This window comes from Pseudomonas sp. FW306-02-D09B (assembly GCF_058782685.1).
In genome coordinates, this window is the sequence record NZ_JBYSXY010000028.1 from 38,093 (window position 1) to 44,232 (window position 6,140).

Annotated in this window: 6 protein-coding genes; all 6 read left to right on the forward strand. The window is 56.4% G+C overall.

Features of this window, described 5'->3' with window-relative positions; translation table 11 throughout:
* The first annotated feature begins 11 nt into the window (after positions 1-11).
* Positions 12-1,193, forward strand: coding sequence for an acyl-CoA dehydrogenase family protein (locus AC3WK5_RS27875; protein WP_081013737.1), 1,182 nt, complete (start codon positions 12-14; stop codon positions 1,191-1,193).
* A gap of 6 nt (positions 1,194-1,199) precedes the next feature.
* On the forward strand, positions 1,200-2,402 hold the full coding sequence (locus AC3WK5_RS27880) for an MFS transporter (RefSeq protein ID WP_103322146.1): 1,203 nt from the start codon (positions 1,200-1,202) through the stop codon (positions 2,400-2,402).
* The gene (locus tag AC3WK5_RS27885) at positions 2,399-3,196 is read left to right on the forward strand and encodes an alpha/beta fold hydrolase (protein WP_103320522.1); all 798 of its coding nucleotides are present in this window, start codon (positions 2,399-2,401) and stop codon (positions 3,194-3,196) included. The genes AC3WK5_RS27880 and AC3WK5_RS27885 overlap by 4 nt, the downstream gene beginning before the upstream one ends.
* Before the next feature lie 42 nt (positions 3,197-3,238).
* Positions 3,239-4,063 (forward strand): 3-methyl-2-oxobutanoate hydroxymethyltransferase, encoded by an 825-nt coding sequence (gene panB / locus AC3WK5_RS27890; RefSeq protein WP_054595686.1) that lies wholly within the window; start codon positions 3,239-3,241, stop codon positions 4,061-4,063.
* 341 nt (positions 4,064-4,404) lie between these two features.
* Positions 4,405-5,049, forward strand: a complete 645-nt coding sequence (locus AC3WK5_RS27895) for an MBL fold metallo-hydrolase (protein ID WP_103320521.1) — start codon at positions 4,405-4,407, stop codon at positions 5,047-5,049.
* 116 nt (positions 5,050-5,165) lie between these two features.
* A complete protein-coding gene (locus tag AC3WK5_RS27900; RefSeq protein WP_103320519.1) occupies positions 5,166-5,903 on the forward strand; it encodes a YiaD family glycine zipper/OmpA-like lipoprotein in 738 nt (245 codons plus the stop codon).
* Positions 5,904-6,140: the final 237 nt, after the last annotated feature.

A 6,140-nucleotide genomic window follows, 5' to 3' on the forward strand; every position in this document is an offset into this window, starting at 1 on the left:
GGTCAACGCATATGGCTTTGCCACATCAAATCGATGAAATTCTCACGTTGGTGGATCGCATCGGTACACGGCTGGTCGACTTGGCTCCGTTGGTAGATAACCAACAATCGGATAGTAGCGAGAGCTATCAACTGATCAAGGAGTCTGGTCTGTTGGGCTTGCTGATCCCTCGCGAGGCTGGGGGGGCGGGTCTGAATTATCTGGAATATAGCCAGGTTCTGGCGCGACTTGCTCAGTATGACGCGGCAACTGCGCTGGGATTCAATATGCACAATGTGGCGCTTGGCTCGTTATGTGAGTCGGCGGGGAAATCGCTGTCAGCGGCTGCGGATGCCTTCCGCTCCTGGGTATTTGATGAGGTGATATCGCACAACAAAATGTTTGCATCTGCGACGTCAGAGCTGGGTAGTGGTGCGCGGTTGCGAGGTATCCAGACACATTACCGCCCGCATGAAGGCGGCTTCCTGCTCAATGGCAACAAGTCTTTCGTGTCGTTGGCAGGCGCTGCAGACTATATCGTAGTAACGGCAAAACCTGAGGGTAACGACAGCGACAGCGAAATCAGCCACTTCGTGGTCGGTCGCAATGACGAAGGTGTGCGTTACGGCCAAGTTTGGGACGGGTTTGCCATGAATGGTACCCAGACCGCCAGCATGACTTTTGAAAATGTACTTTTGACCCGCCAGCGTTTGTTTCTGGCAGTCGAAGGGATGTCTTTATTCAAGCTGGTACGTGAGCCTCATTGGATGATTTCCGGTTATACCGGTGTTTATCTTGGGATTGCTACCGCGTTGCTGCAACACATCACCGAGGCCGTGCGTTCCACGCCTTCCCAACTCGAATCCAGCGCGATCCATCAGGAAGTAGGCCGGCTATCGGCTGAGTTGCAAGCGGGTCGAGCGTTGCTGAATGAGGCCGGCACACTCATCGTGCAACGGCGCGGAACGATAGAGGCGAATGCCGCTGTGCATGCTGCCAAGTACTTCATCGGTGAGCTTGCGCCGAAAATGGCAATGGCGGCGGTCAAGATTTGTGGTGCGAGCACATTGAATCGTAGCCGACCGCTGGAACGATTCCTGCGCGAATCGTTCTTTTGCAGTGTTATGCCGGCCAAGCCAATGGACTGTCTGGAGTACTTAGGCAAGGCCCAACTGGGGGTTAATCTGTTCGATGCACGACAGATTAACTGGTAGTGACTCATGCGAGTCCCAACCCAATTCAGACGCGCCGCCTGGCTCAGCACTTATCTGTTGTTGGTGGTGATGATGGTGGGGACCTTGCCGACACCGTTGTATCCGCTCTATGCCACGCAATTAGGCTTGTCTCCATTTGTGGTGACGTTGGTATTCGCGTCCTACGCACTCGCCATCCTGTTCAAATTGATGGTGTTTGGTCGATTGTCTGATTTGTTGGGCAGACGCGCAGTGCTGGGGCTCGGGCTCGGGCTGACATTTGCCAGTCTGTTGAGTTTTTTGCTCTGGCCCACGTTAGCCGGTTTGTTCGTCGGGCGAATATTGTCCGGGATGGCAGTAGGGTTGATGGTGGGGGCCACGACTGCCTATCTGAGCGAGTTGCTGAGTAATCGGTCACTCGCCGCACTGATCTCCAGCTTGAGCAACATGAGCGGTCTGGGGCTTGGGGCGTTACTGTCTGGCTGGGTGGCAGAGACTGCCGCGCAGCCGCTCCATGCCAGTTATATCGCGCTGCTGTTCATGCTGTTGCCGGGTTTGCTGTTGCCATGGCTACCCGAAACAGTGATCCACGGAGGTACTCGCCCACCGTTGCGATTGCAGCGATTGAGGATACCGAGTGAGATGCGGCAAGCCTTTATGGCCGTGGCAATGTCGGTGTTGTGCGGCTTTAGCTTTCTTGGCTTGTTCGCCGCACTGGCTGGTCGTTTCCTCGCAATTGGATTGCATCACAGTGGCCTTCTGTTGAGCGGAGGCATTGTCTTTTTGACTTTCTGCAGTGCTGCAATCGGCCAGTTGCTGGTGTTGCGATTGTCGCCCCGTCGAGTCGTTCCCGTTGGTGTCTGGCTGCTGCCCTTGGCTTTGGCCTGTGTCTGGCTGGCCTTTCATTTTGCATCCTTGTCCTTGTTCCTGGGGGGAGCGGTCTTGGGAGGGATGGGGGCGGGCATGGTGCTGCGCGCAGGTCTGGGACTGGTGACGATGTTGTCTCCTGCCGATCGTATTGCGGAGGTCAGTTCAGGCTTTTTCGTCGCGGCCTATTTGGGGTTGATTGTGCCCGTGGTCGGGGTGGGTTTGCTTTTGTCCGTATGGGATATGTCTTCAACCATTGGCCTGTTCGGCGCACTGGTGACGATATTGGTGATTTTCAGCAGCCGTGCGGTTTTGGGGCTTGGCCCCGCACCCGGTTTGCCTATCGCAGTAGGGGGTGAATGATGGCGACGATCTCGCTGAATGGCGGAGAAATTGATTATTTGCTGATCGACGGTGAGTCAGATCTTCCTCCGCTTGTACTGCTGCATGAGGGACTCGGTTGCATTGCGATGTGGCGACGTTTCCCTTATCGACTGGCAGCAATGACCGGACGCCGAGTGCTCACTTATAGCCGCTATGGTTACGGTCACTCGTCTCGAGCGGATTTGCCACGTCGTTCTGACTATATGCACGTGGAGGCGCAGCAGGTATTGCCTGAACTGCTGGAAAAACTGCAGCTTCGCAATCCAGTGCTGGTGGGGCATAGCGATGGCGCGTCTATCGCGCTGCTCCATGCGAGCAAATTCCCTGTTGCGGGGCTGGTGCTGTTTGCTCCACATGTTTTCGTCGAATCCATCACCTTGAGTGGCATCGACGCCGCGCGAAATTCGTTCCTGGCCGGGAACCTGGAACGACAACTCGCTCTGTTTCACCCCGACCCCAAAGCAGTCTTCGAGGGGTGGAGCAGTGTCTGGAGGTCCGATCATTTTCTTGACTGGAATATTGAGCCGTGCCTGGCCGATATCCATTGCCCTGTCTTGTTGTTGCAGGGAGATCGAGACGAGTACGGAACGCTGGCGCAGCTGAGCGCGATTCAACGCAAGGTACCCGCAGTGGTCACCCCGCATTACCTGATCGATTGCGGACACTCGCCGCATCTTGATCAGACCGCCCACACACTTGATCTGATAGTCGAATTCTTTGACCAGATGACGGGCGTATCGCCCAGAGCCGAATTGGCGTCCGCGTCGATTTAAGAGGTCCTTCCTTCAACGCTATTTTCGCGAGGAGCTAACTTCATGAGTACCGCAATCAGTGAAACCCGCCGTCTAACCGTACCCGACATCAGGGCTTGCAAGGGCAACCGCAAGATCGTGTCGTTGACCGCGCACAATCGATCGCTCGCTGAAATCGTTGACGAATTTGTCGACGTTATCCTGATGGGGGATTCGACCGCGATGGTTGCCTACGGGCAGCCCAACACACTGGATTTCACTTTGGATCAGACGATCCAACACAGTCGCGCGGTAGTGCGTGCTACACGTCGCGCGTGTGTGGTGGCTGATCTGCCGTTCGCCTCCTATCAGGAGTCGCCGGCTCAGGCTTTCCGCAGTGCAGCGCGGTTGATGAAGGAAGCGAATGTCGCAGCGGTAAAAGTGGAAGGTAATGCGGCCATGGCGCCCACCGTGCAGTTTCTGGTGGAGCGGGGCATTCCAGTGATGGCGCATATCGGGTTGATGCCCCAGTTCGTCAACACCATGGGTGGGTTCAAAGCCCAAGGTATGGATGAGCAATCGGCAGACTCTATCTGTGAGGCAGCCATGGCGATGGAATCAGCAGGGGCCTTTTGCATTGTGCTGGAGGGGGTAGCAGAGCCGCTGGCCCGAGAGTTGACCGAGGTACTGCGCGTGCCGACGATCGGAATCGGGGCCTCGCCCGCGTGCGATGGCCAGGTGCTGGTGATCGAAGATATCCTGGGTCTTGGTGGTGAGTTCGTACCGCGTTTCGCGAAACGTTATGTCGATGCCCATGCGGTTATCCGCGATGCAGTGGGCCAGTACGCATCGGATGTCCGCAATGGCTGCTTTCCTGAACTCTCGCACTGCTTTGGAGTGAAACGCTGACATTAATACTGCTTGACTCGGAATGCTCGGCAAGCGTCCGAGCTATCCCCTCTTAAAACTCAGACCTTAAGGGGATTGCGCGCAGACTGATAGAGGAAGTCTATGCACAAGCGGGGTCGCTTCAGCTTCGCTGCGGCTGACGAACGCGCCGGCATCCATTTCCCGCTCTATCATGGTCGCCCGGGGTTTTGCTTCGAGCTGGGTATTGAATGTGTGTGTCTGTTGGGGTCAACCTTTACGTCTGATTTGGGCGTGCCATTGGTGGGGGCCTTTCTTTCTAAACCTCGCCATCGCTTTTCGCACTGTGCCAAAAATGTGCCATTAACCTTTCAGGAACGCCCATGGACGCTGTCAAACCCGCTCTGATCCGCGAGACCTTTCCCGTTGGGCCGTTGCAGTGCAACTGCACGATCATCGGTGATCCGATCACCAAGAAGGCCATCGTTGTCGATCCGGGTGGCAATCATGAGTTGATTCTGGCGCGGCTCGAGGCGTTGGGGTTGAAGGTGGTGAGCATCATTCATACACACGCGCATCTGGATCACTTCCTTGCGTCGGGCCAGTTGAAAGAGAAAACCGGCGCGACGTTGCACCTGCATAAAGAGGATCAGTTCCTTTGGGACAATCTGGAGATGCAGTGCCAGATGTTCAGGGTGCCATACACGCCGGTGCCATCGCCGGATCGTTGGTTGGCCGATGATGAAGAGCTTGCCTGCGGTTGTGGCGTGGCATTGCACACGCCGGGTCATACACCGGGTTCCATGAGCTTTTGGTTTTCTGAGGCTAAGCTGCTGATTGCCGGCGACACGCTGTTTCGTCGCGGGGTAGGGCGTACGGACTTGTGGGGCGGTGATCAGACGACCATCGTGCGTTCGATCAAGCAGCGTTTGTACACCCTTGATGAAGAGGCGACAGTCATCACCGGACACGGTCCCGATACTCGTCTGGGCGATGAAATGCGTGAAAATCCTTTTGTGCGGGCCTGATTTTCCGGGCTGCGTAATGGCCTGATGGAATTTTTGCCTTAGGTCGTGTTCCAACGCCCGCAGGGGTCTATTGCCAACGTCCGTTGCACCACAGAATGTAAAAGTAGGAGCTCTCCATGTTCACCTCGAGTCGTTTGATTATTGTCGCTACTGCCGTGGCCATGCTGGCTGGCTGTGCCAACCAGAACCCGTATGACAATCAGGGGCAGGCTGACAGCGGCTCCACGGGCTCCACGGGCATGAGCAAAACCGCCAAGTACGGCGGCCTGGGTGCGCTGGCCGGTGCTTTGGCCGGTGCAGCCATCGACCACAACAACCGTGGCAAGGGCGCGCTGATTGGCGCCGCTGTTGTCGGTGCTTCCGCCGCCGGTTACGGTTACTACGCTGACCAGCAGGAAAAGAAACTGCGCGCCAGCATGGCCAACACCGGGGTTGAAGTGCAGCGTCAAGGCGATCAGATCAAGCTGATCATGCCGGGCAACATTACGTTCGGTACCGACTCGGCAAACATCGCTCCAAGCTTCTACCAGCCGCTGAACAACCTGGCCGGTTCGCTTAAAGAGTTCAGTCAGAACCAGATTGAAATCGTCGGCTACACTGACAGCACCGGCAGCCGCCAGCACAACATGGACCTGTCCCAGCGTCGTGCTCAAAGCGTGGCAACTTACCTGACGTCGCAAGGTGTCAGCGGTGCCAACCTGTCGGCACGTGGTGCCGGTCCGGATAACCCGATTGCCAGCAATGGCGATGTCAATGGTCGGGCGCAGAACCGTCGTGTAGAGGTTAACCTCAAGGCGATTCCGGGCCAGCAGTATGGCCAACCTGCCCAGCAGCAAGGTCAGCAGTACCAGTAACAAAAAACCTGACTGAACCCCAGGTGTAGAAAGCCCGCCCGATTCTCAGCAGATCGGGTGGGCTTTTTTTTTTTGTTGCCTGTGCGGGCCTCTTCGCGAGCAAGCCCGCTCCCACATTTGATCTTCGGTGGACACAAAATCTGTGCCCTACGCGGTCCAGTGTGGGAGATTCTATGTTGCAGGACAACCCTGCAACGGTCGATTCGGTTGGTATTCGCTCTGGTTTTTCATCAGGGC